Below are 15,731 nucleotides of genomic sequence, written 5' to 3'. Positions count from 1 at the left end.
GGGGAGGGCCGTCGAGGGGGTGCGGGCGGCGTTGCCGCAGGCGCTGCGAGCCGTACTCGCCGCGTACCCGGCAGCCGAAGCAGGTGCAGGGCACCTTGCCGTTCGAGTCGGGGAAGTACCGCCAGCCGGTTACCTGGCTGACCGCGCGGATGCGGTGCACCTCGCGCTTGGTGACCGTCCGGGGGACGAACACCTCCCAGCCGCGCGGGTCGGGCAGGGCGGCGACCCGGCGTACGGCCTCGGCGGCCGTGACCGTCGCGGGGTCGCGGTGGTAGCGGCCCAGGGTGACGGGTTCGTCGTCCGGCAGGCGGATGTGCACGGCGACGAGTCCGCGCGGGCCGCTGCGCCGGGACAGTTCGCGCAGCCACTGGTGGGTGAGGGTGTACGAGGGGAGGACGGGGAAGCAGTAGAGACCCCGTGGCAGTGAGGCGTCGCGGCCGTGGCTGATGGCCCGTATTCCGGAGCGGCGGACGCGTGAAGCGTTCGCGGCGGGTGTCAGGTGCACGAACATTGCCATGCGGGCGATGCTAACGAGTGGGTGTGCGCCCGGAGGGGTCCGGTGTGTGTTCTGGGATGCTCGGCGGTGTGGATGCGGGCAGCGTGGTCGTGCAGATGATCGTCGTGCGGTGGTCCGTGTCGTCCCGGGGCGGCGAGGGCGCCCGACTGCGATCCCGGGTGCCGAAGGGTTTCCTGCTGCCCGAGGGGGTGTCCGGGCCCGTCGTCCACCGAGTGGAGTGCGACGAGCTGAACGGGTTCGTGCCGCGCTTCCGTACGTTCGACAGCCTTCGTCCGCTGGAGAGCGACACGCCGTTGCGGCTTGCGGTGGAGGCCGACGGCGTACGTGTCTTCGCCGACCGGAACCGCAGGGTCACCGCTCCTCCGGCGCGTCGGCTGAGGGCCGGGCAGTGGCTGCGCTGGCGGGACACGTCCAGCGGGCGCCGACGGGTCGAGATGACGGTCGTGAACGTCGCGGCCGTCGGCCGTCCGCCGTCGAACCTCTTTCTCGGGGCACCCGCGTACAGCGCCGAATCCGTGGAGACCTGGATCGGGTAACAGGCGGCCCGCCGGTCGTTGTTGATCATCAAGAGTGCAGAATGGGTCGTATGTCGATAACGAACACCCCTGAAACGGCAACGGTCGACGATGCTGAGGAGATCGGCCGCATGCTGGCCAGTGCCTTCGACGACGACCCGATGATGCGCTGGTTCTTCCCCGAGGGCTCCTCCCGCGAGGAGGGGATGGCCCGCTACTTCAGCACGATCTTCGCCCGGCAGTACGTCCGGCACGGCGTGTGCGAGCGGACCGGCGCGGCGGCCGCCTTCTGGGTGTCGCCGGAGGGCCAGGAGAAGGCCGTTCCCGACGCGGAGACCGTTCAGGAGCTGGAGAACATCCTCGGCGACCGGGCTCCGCTGTTCCGTGAGGCCGTCGAGGCGGCGGCCGAGCACGGGCCGAAGGAGCCCCACTGGTACCTGGCGGTGGTCGGCGCGGACCCGGCCGCCCGGGGGCAGGGGCACGGGGCGGCGCTGCTGCGGTCGGGCCTGGCCAAGGCCGACGCGGCGGGCCTGCCGGTCTACCTGGAGTCCTCCAAGCCGGACAACCTGCCCTTCTACGAGCACTTCGGCTTCACCGTGCTCGGCGAGGCGGAGCTGCCGGGCGGCGGACCGAAGCTGTGGGCCATGCGGCGCGCTCCCCGTACGCCGGACGGTGTCTGAGACCCCTCGTACGGAATGACCGGCCGGCGTCGGCTCCGGCGCCGGTCATCAGTCCTGGGCCGGGGCAGAACGGCCCTGGTTCCCAAGGTGGTTCGGCCAGGAGACGGCCACGAGACGGCCAGGAGCGCGGCGGCGGCCATGGAGGGGCCACGGACTTGAGCCGGGGCGGTCCGCCGGGGGCGGTCCCGGTCGCTCGCCCCGGACATGGCAGCCCTCTCCCGTACGGCTCTAGAGCTTGTCGGCGCACAGGAGGCGGTCGCTGCGCACCGGGTCGTCGTCGATCAGCGAGTTCTCGGTGAACATGGCGTCCGCCTCGCCGTCGCACGGGTCGTCGAAGCCGCCCACGATCGCGTCCTCAAGGACCTTCGTGACCTTGTGGGTGGCGCCGTTCTTCCTGCCCGTGGCCCGGCAGGCCACTTCCGAGGCGGGGCTGCCGTTCCCGGCCGTGCTGTGCACGCAGTCACCGACCTGGATCCGCGGGCCACCGCCTCCGCCAGGGTCGCCGGGGTGCGGGGCCTTCAGGTTGCGCATGCAGGCGTAGCCCTCGCCGGAGACCGGCCGGTCCTCCAGGATCGCCATGCTGATCGGGACGTTGACCGCGAAGTCGGTGTCGTCGGAACAGGCGGAGGCCTCGAAGGGGTCGGGGAAGCCGATGTCGGCCCGGTCGACGACCTTCGCGACGGCCTCGGGACCGTCGCAGGGAACCTCGCGGTAGACGTCCTTCTTGCCCGGCTCGGCGGCCGCGCACTCGCCCTCGGCGAGGAACTGCTCTCCGTACGACGGATTCACGGAGGGGGTCGGGGAGGCGACGGCGGATGCCCGGGTCACGTCCGACGGAGTGCCGTCGCCCGCCTTCCCGCAGCCGGTGATCAGCACCAGCGCCGCGACCGCGGCGGCGGTGGCGGTGGCGGCAGCGTGTCTGCCTGATGACGGCGGTATGCGACCGCTCTTCGTGCGCACGGTTCCCCCCTCGGGCTCGATCTCCGATTCTACGATCGACTGCCCTCTCCGGAGCGTGAGTTGCGCGGCGGAACCGGGGCGCGGGCACCGCGACGGGGGGACAGCCCGACCACCGATCCGGATGATCGCCCCATCGCGCCGGCCCCCGACCGGCGGGCACCGTGTGGGGCACAGGGCGGCGGGATGTGAATCCCCATCAGGAGTATCACCGCGGCCAGGACTTCGAGGATTGAGGACGTACACGTGACGAAGCACAAGCGGGCGCTGGCCGGTGCACTCACACTCGCCGTGGCGCTCGGCATCGCGGGGGCCGGGCTCCCGGGGAGCGCCGCCGCCACGACCACCGCCGCGGTGTCCGCGGGACACGGGTCCGCCACCGATCACGCCCGGTTGCAGGAGATCCTCCGGCGGCTGACCACCGTCGACGGCGCGCCCGGAGCCCTTGTCGAGGTGCGGGACCGGCACGGCAGCACGGTGCTGACCAGCGGTGTCGCGGATGTGAAGAGCCAGGCGCCGGTCGACCGCGACAGCAGGTTCCGGATCGGCAGCATGACCAAGATGTTCACGGCGACGGTCATGCTCCAGCTGGTGGGAGAGCACAGTGTCCGCCTCGACGCTCCGGTGGAGCGCTATCTGCCCGGCGTTGTTCGCGGACACGGCAACGACGGACGGAGGATCACCGTCCGTCAGCTGCTCCAGCACACCAGCGGCCTGCCCGATTTCCTCGACCACCTCAAGCCGCAGGAAGTCGTCTCGAACCCGCTGGTCCGCTACGACCCCCGCGACCTCGTGGACCTGGCGCTCAAGTACCCCCGGGTCTTCGAGCCGGGCACCGACTGGGACTACTCCAACACGAACTACCTGCTCGCCGGTCTGATCATCGAGAGGGTGACCGGCAACACGTACGCCGAGGAGGTCCGCGAGCGCATCATCGAACCGCTGCACCTGCACGAGACGTACGTGCCGCACGCCTCGTCGATCCCCGGCCCGCACCCGCGCGGGTACGCCCGGCCCGGCAAGGACGCGCCTCTCCTGGACATCACGGAGGTCGACCCGTCCGTCGGCGGCGCGGCCGGCGGGATGATCTCCAGCGGTACCGATCTCAACCGGTTCCTGGGGGCTCTCCTCCGCGGCGACCTGCTGCGCCCGGCCGAGCTCCGGGAAATGATGAAGACCCGGTGCACCGGCAGCAAGGGCGGCCGCGCGTACGGCCTCGGTCTGGAGAGCCGGCCGCTTCCCGGCGGCGGCCTCTACTGGGGGCACGCCGGTGACTTCCTGGGGTACGAGACGATGGCCGGTGCCACGGTCGACGGCAGGCGGGCGACGGTCGTGGTCAATCTCGGCCCGGGAGGCCCGGACGCCCAGAGCGATGACATCGAGAGCGCCGTCCGGACGGCGCTCTCCGCGGGCCGCCCCTCTGCTCGCCGGTAGCGTGCCCGCGGCGGGGTGGGGCGGCAACGCGGTCCTGCGCGGCACGGCTGCGGCGCTCGCCGCCTTCACCGGGGCCGGGTGCCGGAGGATCAGTACGTGAGGGCGTTGTCCATATCGCTCTGCCAGTACGTGACGAAGCCGTTGTCGCCCCAGAACGTGCCGGCGGGGAGCGTCAGCTCGGCCGGGGCGCCCGTGGAGCCCTGGTCGGCCTTGCCGGTGAAGTACACCGTGAGGTGGGTGCCCTTGTGCAGTTCCTGTCCGTCGGGCTCACCGGACAGCCCGATCGAGGCGTAGGCGGACTGGCCCGGCTCAAGGGTGACCACGGCCTGCGGGATGCTGTCGCGGAGGACCGGGAAGGCGGCCTGGGCGTCGTCGAACCGGAGCCCCGGAGCGTGGTACGCGTAGCAGGGGGCGGAACCGGTGTTGGTCGCGGTGAGCAGCAGGTGGTTGATGGGGCGGCTCACCTTCGTGATGGTGACCTTGGTGTTCGAGCCGGTGCAGGTGACGGGGGACTTGCTGCCGCCCCCGGTGGCGCCGGAGCCGCTCTTCCCGCTGCTGCCGCTGCCGCCGGTGGAGCCCTTGGAAGCGGTGGAGACGTTCTCGGCGGGCGCGTCGGCCTTGCCGCCGCCGGTCTCCTTCGCGTCCCCGGCGTCCTTGCCCGTGTCGGGGGTGGCGGTGCTGCTCGCTGCCGGAGCCGCCGCGTCGGACTTGCCGTCGTTCCCGTTGTCGTTGCCGCCGCAGGCGGTGAGCGAGAGGGCGGCCAGGAGGGCGGTCGCGGCGAGGGCGGTGGTGCGGATGTGGTTGCGCATGGTGCTGGTACTCCCCGTGTGGTGGTGTCGGTGTTCGGTCAGTTGTGGCAGATCAGGAACATGACGATCGCGGTGGACACGATCACCACTCCGATGGCCACGGCATCGATGGGCTCGATGCGGAAGTGGATTCGCACTGCGTTGTCCCGGTGGTCGCTGCGGTGTGGTCACAGATTGCGGGGCGGCGGATTCCGGCCGCAACGCCGAACAGCCCATTGGGGAAGCTGGAATGGCTGCGCGTACTGTGACCTGGGCAGATTCCACGTCCCTGGAACGGCGTTCCGGGACGGACCAGGAGGGGGAACGCCGCAGTGGTGACGCCGGAGGCCGGGGAATTCGCGGCCCTGCTGAAGGAACTGAAGGAACGTTCGGGACGCAGTTACGGGGTGCTCGCCGGGAGACTGCACGTCAGCACGTCGACGCTGCACCGGTACTGCAACGGTGACGCGGTGCCGAACGAGTACGCCCCGGTGGAGCGGCTGGCGCGGTTGTGCGCGGCGACTCCGGAAGAGCTGGTGGAGCTGCACCGGCGGTGGATCGTGGCGGATGCGGCGCGGAGACGCCCCGCCCAGACTGCTCCTGCGGCTGCTCCCGATCCGGCTCCGGCTCCTGCTCCCGCGCCCGTTCCGGCTGCTGTTCCTGCTCCTGAAGAGCCGGTGCGGGATGCGAGTTCCGAGGCCGGGGCCGGTGGCGGCGTGTCAGGGAGCACGTCCGAAGCCGGAGCCGAGCACGAGACCGCATCCGGATCGCTGTCCGGAGCCGAGTCCGGACCCACGATTCTGGCCGGTGGGCCGCGCCGGCCCCGGCGGTTCCCGGCCTCCGCACGGGCACGGGTGCTGCTCGCGGCCGTCGCCGTCGTCGCGCTGAGCGTGCCGACCTCGATCGTCGTCAGCAATCTGTCGGGCGCGGGCAAGGACGACCTCAGCAACGTCCCCGCCGTGGAGCCGAAGTACCCGGACGACGACGCGCGCGCCCGGTCCGGCCCCGACCCGAGCGCCACCGCCTCGCCCGGCGGGACGAAGAAGTCGGGCAAGCCCGTACCGTCCGGCTCGGCGACCGTCTCGTCCCCGCCGTCCGGCGGCGCCTCCGCCACGTCCGGGCGGCGCGGCTCGGGAGCCGGGCCGGGCGGGCAGCAGAGCGGGGGAGTACCGCTGAGCGCCACGATCAGCTCGTACAACTGGGAAGAGCCCTGCGGCCAGCACTACGTACTGGACCAGAAGCCGGAGGACGTGCCTCCGCCGCCCTCGCCGCAGGGCACCCGGGGCTGGGCCAAGGCGCTCGGCGGGGTGGACGGCGGCAGCATGCAGCTCGAAGTCACCGTGCAGGGGAAGTCGGGGCAGGCCGTCGTGCTGAACGGACTGCATGTGCGGACGCTGTCCCGGAAGGCGCCGCTGGCGTGGTCGGCGTACTCGATGGGCGAGGGCTGCGGGAGCGGCGTCACTCCGCAGTCCTTCGACGTCGACCTCGACGACAGCCGGCCGGACCTCACCCCGGTGGCGGGGCAGCAGGGGGACACCCGGGTGCCGCCGAAGGACTTCCCGTTCAAGGTGACCTCCACCGATGTGGAGGTGTTCGACCTCACGGTCCACGTCGAAGGGCACGACGTCAGCTGGTACCTGGACCTGGAGTGGAGCAGCGGCGGCCGGACGGGGATGCTGCGCATCGACGACGGCGGGAAGCCGTTCCGTACCAGCAGCATCCAGGCGCGGCCGAACTACATGTACCGGTACGACACGGCCCAGTGGGTGACCAAGGAGTAGGACCGGCGTCCCTCGTGGTCACGGCCACCGGGCCGGTGCGTACGAATCCGTGCGGACGACCGACCGGCGCCCCGGCAGAGGCGCTCGGCGGTCAGAGGCGCTCCGGGGTCAGAGGCGCTCGGGGGTCCGGATGCCGAGAAGTTCCATGCCCTGGTGCAGGGTGCGGGCGGTGAGGTCCGAGAGGAAGAGGCGGTTCTCGGCCACATCGCCCGGCACCTCGGGCTTGAGCACCGGGCACTGGTCGTAGAACGTCGTGAAGAGCGACGACAGCTGGTAGAGGTACGAGGCCAGCTTGTGCGGCTCGTACGCGGCGGCGACCTCGGCCACGACCTCGGCGAACTGGTCCAGGTGCAGGGCCAGCGCGCGCTCGGCCGGGGCCAGCTCCAGCTCCGGGTGGGGCTGGGACTTCAGCTCGCCCGCCTTGCGCTTGATCGAGCGGGACCGGGCGTGCGCGTACTGGATGTACACGCTGGTGTCGCCGGTCAGCGAGACCATCTGGTCCAGGTCGAACTTGTAGTCCCGGGCGGCCGACGTCGACAGGTCCGCGTACTTCACCGCGCCGATGCCGACCTGCGTGGCCCGCTCGGTGATCTCGTCCTCGGTGAGGTCCTTGGCCTTCTCGCGCACGACGGTGGACGCCCGGTCGATCGCCTCGTCCAGGAGGTCGGCCAGCCGGACCGTCTCGCCCTCACGGGTCTTGAACGGCTTGCCGTCCTTGCCGAGCACCGTGCCGAAGGCGAGCTGCACGGCCTTGACGTCCTCGCTCAGCCAGCCGGCCCGGCGGGCGGTCTCGAAGACCATCTTGAAGTGCAGGGCCTGCCGGGCGTCCACGACGTACAGCAGGGTGCTCGCCTTGAGGTTCTGCACCCGGTCGCGGACCGCGGAGAGGTCGGTCGCCGCGTAGCCGTAGCCGCCGTTCGACTTCTTGACGATCAGCGGCGTCGGGTTGCCGTCGGGGCCCTTCACATCGTCGAAGAAGACACAGAGCGCGCCCTCGGAGCGGACGGCGACGCCCGACTCCTCAAGGATCCGGCAGGTCTCCTCAAGCATGTCGTTGTAGCCGGACTCGCCGACGATGTCGGCGTCCCGGATCTCCATGTCGAGCTTGTCGAAGACCGAGTAGAAGTAGATCTTCGACTCGTCGACGAAGCGCTGCCACATGGCGAGCGTCTCCTCGTCGCCGGCCTGGAGCGCCACGACGCGGTCCCGGGAACGGGCCTTGAACTCCTCGTCGGAGTCGAAGAGCGCGCGCGAGGCCTTGTAGAGCCGGTTCAGCGAGGACATGGCGGCCTCGCCGTCCGCCTCGCTGCCGCCCTCGTGGGTCAGCTCGTCCGGGTGCTCGGTCAGGTACTGGATGAGCATGCCGAACTGGGTGCCCCAGTCGCCGATGTGGTGCCTGCGGACCACGGACTCGCCCGTGAACTCCAGGATCTGCACCATCGCGTCACCGATCACCGCGGAACGCAGGTGGCCGACGTGCATCTCCTTGGCCACGTTCGGCTGGGCGTAGTCGATGACGGTCGTGCCGGCGGCGCTGTTGTACGGCACGCCGAGCCGGCCCGCGTCGTCCGCGGCGCGCGCGGCGAGGGTCTCGACGATCGCCTTGTCGGTGAGCGTGATGTTGAGGAAGCCGGGCCCGGAGACCTCGATCTCCTTGATCAGGTCGCCCGCCGGGATCGCGGCCGTGACCTGCGAGGCGAGCTCGCGCGGGTTGCCCTTGAGCTTCTTGGCGAGGGCCAGGATGCCGTTGGCCTGGAAGTCGGCCCGGTCGCTTCGGCGCAGCAGCGGGTCCGCGGTGCCGGCATCCGGCAGGGCTGCCGTCAGGGCGTCCGCGAGCTGCTGCTGGAGCGTGGAAGCGAGGGAATTGACCGAGGCCATGAGCTGGCTGCCGTTTCCGTAGGAGTACAAGGGATCACGCCCAGTATCCCACGGGGCGCAAAGCCGTTTTCGCGCTGCCGGTGGGACCTGGGAGAATGGGCGTGCCCCTATGAGTCCCACAAGGGTGTTTCCTACGAGTCCTACAAGAGAGAAGGACGTGCAGACCGTGGCTCAGAGTCAGAGCAGCACAGAGACCGACTGGGTCTCCCGCTTCGCGGACGATGTCATCGCCGAATCGGAGCGTCGTGCGCCTGGCAAACCGGTCGTCGTCGCGTCCGGCCTCTCCCCGTCGGGCCCGATCCACCTGGGCAACCTCCGCGAGGTCATGACCCCGCACCTGGTCGCCGACGAGATCCGCCGCCGGGGTCACACCGTCCGGCACCTGATCTCGTGGGACGACTACGACCGGTACCGCAAGGTGCCGAACGGTGTCCCGGGCATCGACGAGTCCTGGGCCGAGCACATCGGCAAGCCGCTGACCTCGGTGCCCGCCCCGGCCGGTTCCGCGTATCCGAACTGGGCCGAGCACTTCAAGGCCGCCATGACCGCCGCGCTGGACGAGCTGGGTGTCGAGTACGACGGCATCAGCCAGACCGAGCAGTACACGGCGGGCACCTACCGCGAGCAGATCCTGCACGCGATGAAGCACCGCGCCGACATCGACGCCGTCCTCGACCGCTACCGGACGAAGAAGGACCCGGCGGCCGCGGGCGCCAAGGGCGGCAAGAAGCCGCAGCAGCAGAAGAAGGTCGACGAGGCCGAGCTGGAGGCCGAGGCGGGCTCCGGCGCGGCGAGCGAGGACGACGGCAGCGGCGGCTCGTCCGGCTACTTCCCGTACAAGCCCTACTGCGGCAACTGCGAGAAGGACCTCACCACCGTCACGTCGTACGACGACGACAGCACCGAGCTGAACTACACCTGCACGGCCTGCGGCTTCGCCGAGACGGTGCGGCTGAGCGAGTTCAACCGCGGCAAGCTGGTCTGGAAGGTCGACTGGCCGATGCGCTGGGCGTACGAGGGCGTGATCTTCGAGCCGAGCGGGGTGGACCACTCCTCGCCGGGCTCGTCGTTCGTCGTCGGCGGCCAGATCGTCCGCGAGATCTTCGACGGGGTGCAGCCGATCGGCCCGATGTACGCCTTCGTCGGCATCTCTGGCATGGCGAAGATGTCCTCCAGCAAGGGCGGCGTGCCGACCCCGGCCGACGCGCTGAAGATCATGGAGGCGCCGCTGCTGCGCTGGCTGTACGCGCGCCGCAAGCCCAACCAGTCCTTCAAGATCGCCTTCGACCAGGAGATCCAGCGGCTCTACGACGAGTGGGACTCGCTGGCGCGCAAGGTCGCCGACGGTTCGGTGCTGCCGGCCGACGCCGCCGCGTACGCGCGGGCCGTCGGCACGGCCGCCGGTGAGCTGCCGAGCACGCCGCGCCCGCTGCCGTACCGGACGCTCGCCTCGGTCGTCGACATCACGGCCGGGCACGACGAGCAGACGCTGCGCATCCTGAGCGAGCTGGACCCGGAGAACCCGCTGACCGCGCTGGACGAGGCGCGGCCGCGGCTGGACCGCGCGGAGAACTGGATCACCAGCCAGGTCCCGGCCGAGGCCCGCACGATCGTGCGCGAAGAGCCGGACAAGGAACTGCTCGGTTCGCTGGACGAGCAGGGCCGCCAGTCGCTGCGGCTGCTCGTGGAGGGGCTGGACTCGCACTGGTCGCTGGACGGGCTCACCACGCTCGTCTACGGCGTGCCGAAGATCCTGGCGGGCCTGGAGCCGGACGCCAAGCCGACGCCCGAGCTGAAGGTCGCGCAGCGGTCGTTCTTCGCGCTGCTGTACCGGCTGCTGGTCAGCCGGGACACGGGGCCGCGGCTGCCCACGCTGCTGCTGGCCGTGGGCGCCGACCGGGTCCGCAGGCTGCTGGGCGCGTAGCGGTTCGTAGCGGGTCGTAGGGATTCGTTCCGGTTCGATTCCGGTTCGTTGTTCACGTAAGGGCCGTCACCCGGTGGATCGGGTGGCGGCCCTTCGGCGTTGCTGCGGCGTCGCTGTGGTGTTGTCCGCGGTGTTGTCTGGGCTGTGGCTGTGGCTGTGGCTGTGGCTCGCGGCTCTCAGGCGATGTGGTCCGCTTCGAGTTCCGCGTGGTAGCGGTTCTTGAACTCCGGCATCATGCGGCGGATCAGCGCCGCGCTGCGCGGGTGCCTGACGTTGTGGCCGTCCGTGACGTGTATGTCCAGGGCGTCGACGCTCGGGTAGTCGTTGTGCTGGTTCACGAACGCGGCGAACACCTCGTACGCGATCGCGGCGAACTCCGCGTCCTCCTGCGCCCACTCGGCGGGGTCCGGCTCGGGCTCCTGGGGCTGTTCCTGGAGCTGTTCCCGGTCCTCGTGGTTCTGCTGGGGCTGCCCCTGCCCCTGCGCCTGTTCCTGCTCCTGCGCCAGTTCCGGGTCCTGCTGCTGGTGCTGTGCGGTACGGGGGCCGGGTACGGCGCCGATCGTGCCCACGCTGCCCAGGGGGCGGGTGCGGCCGCCGGGGCCGGTGGGGACCATCACCGGGGTCGGCTCAAGACCCTCGACGTACGTCGGGTTGTAGGCGCTCTCGTACGCCTCGTCCGGGACCTGGGGTGCCGCGAACCAGGGGCTCTCGTGCGAGCCGGGCCCTTCCTGCTGCCAGTCCTCGGGCAACTCCCCGGCGGCGCCGGGGTCGGAGGGGTGACCGTGTTGCGGGTGCTGCTGCTGTTGCTGATGTTGCGGTTGGGCCTGCTGGTGTTGTTGCTGCTGCTGGTGGTGTACGTGCTGGGCGTGGTCCGGTTCGTACTGCTCGGCGTACTGCTGCTCGGGGGCGTACGGCAACTCGGGCTGGAGCTCGCCGGTTTCGACCTGGGCCAGGGCCTGGGCCGGGGGCAGCAGGGCGGGTTCGATGCCCGCGGCGGCCAGGCCGGCCGGGGCGGTCTCGGCGAGCGGGACGCCGTACTTCGCCAGGCGCAGCGGCATCAGGGACTCGACCGGGGCCTTGCGGCGCCAGCTGCGGCCGAAACGGGCCTGGAGGCGGGCCTGGTAGATCAGCCGGTCCTGTTCGAGCTTGATGACCTGCTCGTAACTGCGGAGCTCCCAGAGCTTCATCCGGCGCCACAGCTTGAACGTCGGTACGGGGGAGAGCAGCCAGCGGGTGAGGCGGACGCCCTCCATGTGCTTGTCGGCCGTGATGTCGGCGATCCGGCCCACCGCGTGGCGGGCGGCCTCGACGGAGACCACGAAGAGCACCGGGATGACCGCGTGCATGCCGACGCCGAGCGGGTCGGGCCAGGCCGCGGCGCCGTTGAAGGCGATCGTCGCGGCGGTCAGCAGCCAGGCGGTCTGGCGCAGCAGCGGGAACGGGATGCGCAGCCAGGTCAGCAGCAGGTCCAGCGCGAGCAGGACACAGATGCCCGCGTCGATGCCGATCGGGAAGACCAGCGAGAAGTCCCCGAAACCCTTCTGGAGGGCGAGCTCGCGCACCGCCGCGTACGACCCCGCGAACCCGATCGCGGCGATGAGTACCGCTCCGGCGACCACGAGACCGATGAGTATCCGGTGGGTTCGTGTCAGCTGCATCGCGGCCACCCGCGTTCCCTCCCCGTTTCCCGTATCCGACGTCAGGTTCTGGCGTCGTGCTGTGACTTCTGGCGGGCACAGCCTGGCACATGGGGGCGCGGGGCATTGCGCGGGGAGGGGCGAAGCCCGGCGCTCGGGGGAGCGCCGGGCTTCGTGAAACCGCCTCCGGGCCGGAGCGTGACCGGCTCTTCGGACGGGCCGGGTGCCGCTAGCCGGCCGTCTTGACGGACGACTTGTGGGCGGAGGTCTTCTTCTTGTCCGTCGACTTCTTGCTGTCGTCGGACTTGTCGTCCTCGGCCTTGCCGTCCGAGGACTTGGGGTCGTCCGCCTTGTCCGTGGCCTTCTCGCCCGGTGTGGCCGTGCCGGCGGCGACCGCGGCCACCGCTTCCTTGGCCGCCTTCTCGGCGCCCTTCATGATGTCGCCGGCGGAGGGGGTCTTCGCGCCCGCGTAGCCCGCACCGTTGTAGGTGAGGGTGATGACGACGTTCTCCGTGCGGGTCACGACCGTGGCGTACTTGAAGTCCTCGCCGGTCTTGCTGAGGTCGTAGGCGATCGTGCTCGCCTGGTCCCCGATGCCCGTGGCGGGCGTTTCGACGACCTTCTTGGCGCCCTCGGCCGCCTTCGCCTTGTCGACCTGCTTCGCGAAGTCCTGCTGCGCGCGCTTGGCGCCGCTGCCCAGGGCCTGGTCCGATTCGAAGCGGGTGAAGCCGACGTCGAGCCAGCGGTACTGGGAGCCCTTCACACCGTTGTCGTCGAGGCCGTTCCAGGAGCAGCCGGCGCGGGAGGTGATGTCGCTGGAGTTGGCTGCCGTGCCGTTCTTGGACTTCGCCGAGGGAACCAGGGACGTGACCGTCTTCTTGGTGATCGACTTGCACGGGTCGGGCAGCGCGGCGAACTTCGCGGGCTCGACGGTCGGTTCCGCCTTCTTGCTCGCGCTCGGCGATGCGGACGACTCGGACGAGCCCGATTCCTTCTTGTCGCCGGAGTCCGACGAGCAGCCGGCGACGACGAGCATCACCGGGACGGCGGCGCAGGCGAGTATGCGGGAGAGTCGCGGGGCTGAACGGTGCATGGTTCCTTCACTCGGGTGGCGCGGCGGGCGGGCTGCCAGGTGGTCGGGCGGGCGGTCGGGCGGTGGTCCGGAGGGTGTTCCGGAAGCTGCTCCGGAGGGTTTTCCGGAGGGCCACGGTACGACGGACTGCGACCGGATGCCGCCTCGGCCGGGGGCCCGGCGGTCGGGAGAGAGGCGGGTCAGGGGCGCCCGGGACGGGTCATTCGCTGAACTTCTCGACCAGCTTCCGGGCCAGCGCCTGGGCCCTCTCCTGCAGTTCCTTGCTGTCGGGGACCACGGTGGAGACGGACGGCTGCTCGGCGTACTCGACGGTCACGATGACGTTCGATGTGCGGAATACCACCTTCACCGTGCGGTGCTGTGCGGCGGAACCTGCCCGGGTGAGCAGATCGTCCAGAAATGCGCTGTCGCCGAGGTCGTCGAGGACGCGCGGCTGAAGGCTCTCGTCCGAGGTGCCGGCGTCGTCGGTGGCCCCGCCGTCGGTGGCGTCGTCCTCGGGGGAGGGGCCGGACAGGGCGTGCGAGGTGACGTCGGAGGCGGCGTCGGAGGCGGCGGACGTCTGCTTCTTCCCGTCCTTGCCCTTCTCGGCCTCCTTCTCCTTGTCCGCCGCGTCCTCCGTGCTCTTCGCGGCGTCGGGGGTCGCGGAGGGAGAGGACAGCCCGGCGGCGGTCTCCTTCTTCGTGTACACCTCGCGGGCGCGGTCGTCGTCGCTCACCGCGGGGTCGTAGGACACGACGCGCTCGAAGTCGATGAACAGGGTGCGCGAGGAGGCGGGGTCCTCGGACTTCCAGCTGCAGCCGACCCGGCGGTCGGTGTTGTAGGTGACGGAGGCGGTGCCCTCGTACGCCTTCTGCTGCTGTTCCTCGGTGAGTTCGTCGGTACCCGGGAGCAGGTCCTTCAGCGTCGAGGTCTCGACGGCGCGGCAAGGCTCGGGAAGAGTGCGGTACTTGCCGGGGGCCGCGGCGGCGACGGTCTCCTCGCCGGGCTTGCTGTCGGCTGCGGAACCACCGGTTCCGGAGTCGGCGCTGCAGCCGACGACGAGCGCTGCCAGTAGCGCGGTGCCGGTTACGAAGGCCATTCGTCGCACGGTCCTGGGCTCCCTTCGTGCGAAAAACGGTTGCCGCCCGATGGCGACCGATGGACACAATGTGTATCGCACGCGCCGCTGTGAATGCCGGTCGACCGACTCATTTGCCGACCTTGGCACCGGTTTTGCGCTTTCAGACTTTTCGGGGGAATCGAGGAATTATGTCTTATGTAGAGGTGCCGGGGGCGAAGGTTCCCATCCGCATGTGGGCCGACCCGGCCTCGGTCGAGGACGTCGCGATGCGGCAGCTGCGCAATGTGGCCACGCTGCCCTGGATCAAGGGTCTCGCCGTCATGCCGGACGTCCATTTCGGCAAGGGCGCGACGGTCGGTTCGGTGATCGCGATGCACGGTGCGGTCTGTCCGGCGGCGGTCGGTGTGGACATCGGCTGCGGAATGTCCGCGGTGAAGACCTCGTTGACGGCCAACGACCTGCCGGGCGACCTGTCCCGGCTGCGGTCGAGCATCGAGCAGGCCATTCCGGTGGGCCGGGGCATGCACGACGACGCCGTGGAGCCGGACGGGTTGTACGGCTTCCGGGCGCCGGGCTGGGACGACTTCTGGGGACGGTTCGACGGGGTGGCCGACGCGGTCAAGTTCCGTCAGGAACGCGCCACGAAGCAGATGGGGACGCTCGGATCGGGCAACCACTTCATCGAGTTCTGCCTCGACGAGGCGGGTTCGGTCTGGCTGATGCTGCACTCCGGATCGCGGAACATCGGCAAGGAACTGGCCGACTTCCACATCGGGCAGGCGCAGAAGCTGCCGCACAACCAGGACCTGATCGACCGGGACCTGGCGGTGTTCATCGCCGACACCCCGGAGATGGCGGCCTACCGGAACGACCTGTTCTGGGCGCAGGAGTACGCGAAGCACAATCGCGCCATCATGATGGCGCTCTTCCAGAACGTGGTCCGCAAGGAGTTCAAGAAGGCCAAGGTGACCTTCGAGCCGGTCATCTCCTGCCACCACAACTACGTGGCGGAGGAGCGGTACGACGGCATGGACCTGCTGGTCACGCGGAAGGGCGCGATCCGTGCGGGGTCCGGGGACTTCGGGATCATCCCCGGGTCGATGGGCACCGGTTCGTACATCGTGAAGGGCCTCGGGAACGAGAAGTCGTTCAACTCGGCCTCGCACGGTGCCGGTCGGAAGATGAGCCGGAACGCCGCGAAGCGGCGCTTCTCGACGCGTGACCTGGAGGACCAGACACGGGGCGTGGAGTGCCGGAAGGACTCCGGCGTCGTGGACGAGATTCCGGCCGCGTACAAGCCGATCGAGAAGGTCATCGAGCAGCAGCGGGACCTGGTGGAGGTCGTCGCCAAGCTCAAGCAGATCGTGTGCGTGAAGGGCTGAATCGGCTCTTCATCGGTTCGACGTCGGTCCATCGTCGGATTTCCGGCAGATCTCCGTCGGCTTTTCTGACGGTTTTCTGCCGTTT

At 70.2% G+C, this 15,731-nt stretch carries 12 protein-coding genes and 1 pseudogene; 6 read left to right on the top strand and 7 right to left on the bottom strand.

Features of this window, described 5'->3' with window-relative positions:
• A pseudogene (locus AADR41_RS18360) lies at window positions 1–517 on the bottom strand (HEAT repeat domain-containing protein); the annotation flags it as partial.
• Between the two features lie 68 nt (window positions 518–585).
• On the opposite strand from AADR41_RS18360, the gene AADR41_RS18355 reads away from it, so the two are divergent.
• Window positions 586–1,053 carry a hypothetical protein gene (locus AADR41_RS18355; RefSeq protein WP_342282490.1) on the top strand — a complete coding sequence of 156 codons (468 nt, stop codon included), beginning with the start codon at window positions 586–588 and terminating at the stop codon, window positions 1,051–1,053.
• Window positions 1,054–1,094: 41 nt separating this feature from the next.
• Window positions 1,095–1,712, top strand: a complete 618-nt coding sequence (locus AADR41_RS18350; RefSeq protein ID WP_342282489.1) for a GNAT family N-acetyltransferase — start codon at window positions 1,095–1,097, stop codon at window positions 1,710–1,712.
• 228 nt (window positions 1,713–1,940) lie between these two features.
• On the opposite strand, the gene AADR41_RS18345 is transcribed toward AADR41_RS18350, so the two are convergent.
• Complete coding sequence (locus AADR41_RS18345; protein ID WP_342282488.1) at window positions 1,941–2,672, bottom strand: hypothetical protein; 732 nt, start codon at window positions 2,670–2,672, stop codon at window positions 1,941–1,943.
• Window positions 2,673–2,915: 243 nt separating this feature from the next.
• Here AADR41_RS18345 and AADR41_RS18340 point away from each other — a divergent pair, with 243 nt between their 5' ends.
• Window positions 2,916–4,103: a serine hydrolase domain-containing protein gene (locus tag AADR41_RS18340; RefSeq protein WP_342282487.1), complete on the top strand. Its 1,188-nt coding sequence runs from the start codon at window positions 2,916–2,918 to the stop codon at window positions 4,101–4,103.
• A gap of 89 nt (window positions 4,104–4,192) precedes the next feature.
• Here AADR41_RS18340 and AADR41_RS18335 read toward each other — a convergent pair whose 3' ends face one another.
• Window positions 4,193–4,912 (bottom strand): DUF4232 domain-containing protein, encoded by a 720-nt coding sequence (locus tag AADR41_RS18335; RefSeq protein WP_342282486.1) that lies wholly within the window; start codon window positions 4,910–4,912, stop codon window positions 4,193–4,195.
• 311 nt (window positions 4,913–5,223) lie between these two features.
• Between AADR41_RS18335 and AADR41_RS18330 the strand changes: the two genes are divergently transcribed.
• The gene (locus AADR41_RS18330; RefSeq protein WP_342282485.1) at window positions 5,224–6,672 is read left to right on the top strand and encodes a helix-turn-helix domain-containing protein; all 1,449 of its coding nucleotides are present in this window, start codon (window positions 5,224–5,226) and stop codon (window positions 6,670–6,672) included.
• A 108-nt stretch (window positions 6,673–6,780) separates the two neighbouring features.
• On the opposite strand, the gene argS is transcribed toward AADR41_RS18330, so the two are convergent.
• Window positions 6,781–8,550, bottom strand: a complete 1,770-nt coding sequence (gene argS / locus AADR41_RS18325) for an arginine--tRNA ligase (protein WP_342282492.1) — start codon at window positions 8,548–8,550, stop codon at window positions 6,781–6,783.
• Between the two features lie 157 nt (window positions 8,551–8,707).
• On the opposite strand from argS, the gene lysS reads away from it, so the two are divergent.
• Entirely contained in the window at window positions 8,708–10,474 is a 1,767-nt protein-coding gene (gene lysS / locus AADR41_RS18320) for a lysine--tRNA ligase (protein WP_342282484.1), read from the top strand.
• Window positions 10,475–10,650: 176 nt separating this feature from the next.
• Here lysS and AADR41_RS18315 read toward each other — a convergent pair whose 3' ends face one another.
• The 3 genes from AADR41_RS18315 to AADR41_RS18305 all read right to left on the bottom strand — a co-directional run bounded on the left by AADR41_RS18315 (window position 10,651) and on the right by AADR41_RS18305 (window position 14,282).
• On the bottom strand, window positions 10,651–12,132 hold the full coding sequence (locus AADR41_RS18315; RefSeq protein ID WP_342282483.1) for a DUF2637 domain-containing protein: 1,482 nt from the start codon (window positions 12,130–12,132) through the stop codon (window positions 10,651–10,653).
• A gap of 208 nt (window positions 12,133–12,340) precedes the next feature.
• Window positions 12,341–13,204, bottom strand: coding sequence for a DUF3558 family protein (locus AADR41_RS18310; protein ID WP_342282482.1), 864 nt, complete (start codon window positions 13,202–13,204; stop codon window positions 12,341–12,343).
• Window positions 13,205–13,403: 199 nt separating this feature from the next.
• The gene (locus AADR41_RS18305; RefSeq protein ID WP_342282481.1) at window positions 13,404–14,282 is read right to left on the bottom strand and encodes a DUF3558 domain-containing protein; all 879 of its coding nucleotides are present in this window, start codon (window positions 14,280–14,282) and stop codon (window positions 13,404–13,406) included.
• A gap of 170 nt (window positions 14,283–14,452) precedes the next feature.
• On the opposite strand from AADR41_RS18305, the gene AADR41_RS18300 reads away from it, so the two are divergent.
• The gene (locus AADR41_RS18300) at window positions 14,453–15,646 is read left to right on the top strand and encodes an RtcB family protein (protein WP_342282480.1); all 1,194 of its coding nucleotides are present in this window, start codon (window positions 14,453–14,455) and stop codon (window positions 15,644–15,646) included.
• Window positions 15,647–15,731: the final 85 nt, after the last annotated feature.

This window comes from Streptomyces sp. CLV115, from assembly GCF_038448545.1.
Lineage (GTDB): Bacteria > Actinomycetota > Actinomycetes > Streptomycetales > Streptomycetaceae > Streptomyces > Streptomyces sanglieri.
Note: the sequence above shows the minus strand (reverse complement) of the source record. Positions and strands in the feature narration are given on the sequence as shown.

Coding starts and splice junctions, on each gene's coding strand:
- AADR41_RS18350 (WP_342282489.1), top strand. CDS start 1,095: ATGGGTCGTATGTCGATAACGAACACCCCTGAAACGGCAACGGTCGAC.
- argS (WP_342282492.1), bottom strand. CDS start 8,550: ATGGCCTCGGTCAATTCCCTCGCTTCCACGCTCCAGCAGCAGCTCGCG.
- AADR41_RS18305 (WP_342282481.1), bottom strand. CDS start 14,282: ATGGCCTTCGTAACCGGCACCGCGCTACTGGCAGCGCTCGTCGTCGGC.
- AADR41_RS18310 (WP_342282482.1), bottom strand. CDS start 13,204: ATGCACCGTTCAGCCCCGCGACTCTCCCGCATACTCGCCTGCGCCGCC.
- AADR41_RS18300 (WP_342282480.1), top strand. CDS start 14,453: ATGTCTTATGTAGAGGTGCCGGGGGCGAAGGTTCCCATCCGCATGTGG.
- AADR41_RS18335 (WP_342282486.1), bottom strand. CDS start 4,912: ATGCGCAACCACATCCGCACCACCGCCCTCGCCGCGACCGCCCTCCTG.
- AADR41_RS18315 (WP_342282483.1), bottom strand. CDS start 12,132: ATGCAGCTGACACGAACCCACCGGATACTCATCGGTCTCGTGGTCGCC.